General features: G+C 49.4%; 2 protein-coding genes and 1 pseudogene. 1 reads left to right on the top strand and 2 read right to left on the bottom strand.

Annotation, left to right across the window (positions count from 1 at the left end; translation table 11 throughout):
* Positions 1-195, bottom strand: a pseudogene (locus tag GGQ73_RS22785) (IS481 family transposase); the annotation flags it as partial.
* The gene (locus tag GGQ73_RS22780) at positions 117-905 is read right to left on the bottom strand and encodes an AlbA family DNA-binding domain-containing protein (RefSeq protein WP_183898002.1); all 789 of its coding nucleotides are present in this window, start codon (positions 903-905) and stop codon (positions 117-119) included. The gene GGQ73_RS22780 and the pseudogene GGQ73_RS22785, both read right to left, overlap by 79 nt.
* A gap of 37 nt (positions 906-942) precedes the next feature.
* On the opposite strand from GGQ73_RS22780, the gene GGQ73_RS22775 reads away from it, so the two are divergent.
* Positions 943-1,035 (top strand): transposase (locus GGQ73_RS22775; RefSeq protein ID WP_183898001.1); only part of this gene is annotated, 93 nt, incomplete at its 3' end.

The following is a 1,035-nucleotide window of genomic DNA, read 5'->3' as shown; positions in this document are numbered from 1 at the left end:
CGATAGGACAGTGGACTTCGGCTCGCTGGGACCGGTCGGTAGATCGATGACCGAAGTTCGCTTCTTCCACTTCGCCACGGTCTTCTGGTTGATGCTGTAGCGCTTGGCCAGCGCTCTCAGGCTCTCTTGACTATGCTGTATCGCTCGACGGACTGCCGCAGTCGTCGTGGCGCTTGCGGGGTGAACCTGGCCCATAGTGCATCCTTCCATTCACTGGAAAATATCGCACCATCAAATGCCGGGATCAAACACCTAGCAGCTTTGTTCCTCACGGTTTCGAAATCACCAAGGTTTTTGGCAGCTAAGATCGCGAACAAGTTGGTAATGTCATAGCCTCCTTGATAATCGTTAATGATAAGACCATCTGTAACCAAGCTCTCGATCAAGTGATGCTTTGAGATTTTGGGGCCATAATAAAGCTCTGCGAATTTCTCACAGTAAAAATTATCCAATATCATTTCAGCGGTATAATGCGTCGCTGCCAGTCCTTTTTCGTACGAATGTTTATTCGTGAGCGCCCAGAGCATTCGCTCCTTTTCGGGATAGTTCTCAAGCCTGGTCTTATTCGAGCCAACGCGAATGTACGCAACTTTGTTGAACCTAACCGGTCGGTCGAACGCAGGTTCGATGCAGACGATTTCAACTCTCTTGCTGTCTACGAAGCAGGTTTCGAAGGAGACATTTATCTTGGGATCTAGCATTTGCTGCAGCCACATCTCAAAGGCTACGTTGCCTTTTTTCTCCTTCTTTAAATTTATATTTGTGCCAATGATATCGTGCGTGACATCGTCGATTCCGAAGATCAAGAATGCATGTCTTTTCCCCGCCAGCATTGCCGAATTGGCCAGCGCAGACACGTATTCGCCAAAGGTCTCAGGTGACCTTGCCCCGTTGAAATAATCCATTTTGAAGTAAGCTCTGGCCCATTGAGAGGACCAGAGAATGAAGCGTAACCGTTTTACAGACGAACAGATCATCGGCATTCTGAAGGAGCACGAGGCGGGCGCGCCGGTCTCGGAGCTTTGCCGCAAGCAC

This window comes from Rhizobium skierniewicense (assembly GCF_014196515.1).
GTDB lineage: Bacteria > Pseudomonadota > Alphaproteobacteria > Rhizobiales > Rhizobiaceae > Agrobacterium > Agrobacterium skierniewicense.
The sequence above is the reverse complement of the archived record's forward strand: the minus strand, read 5'-3'. Positions and strand labels throughout refer to the sequence as shown.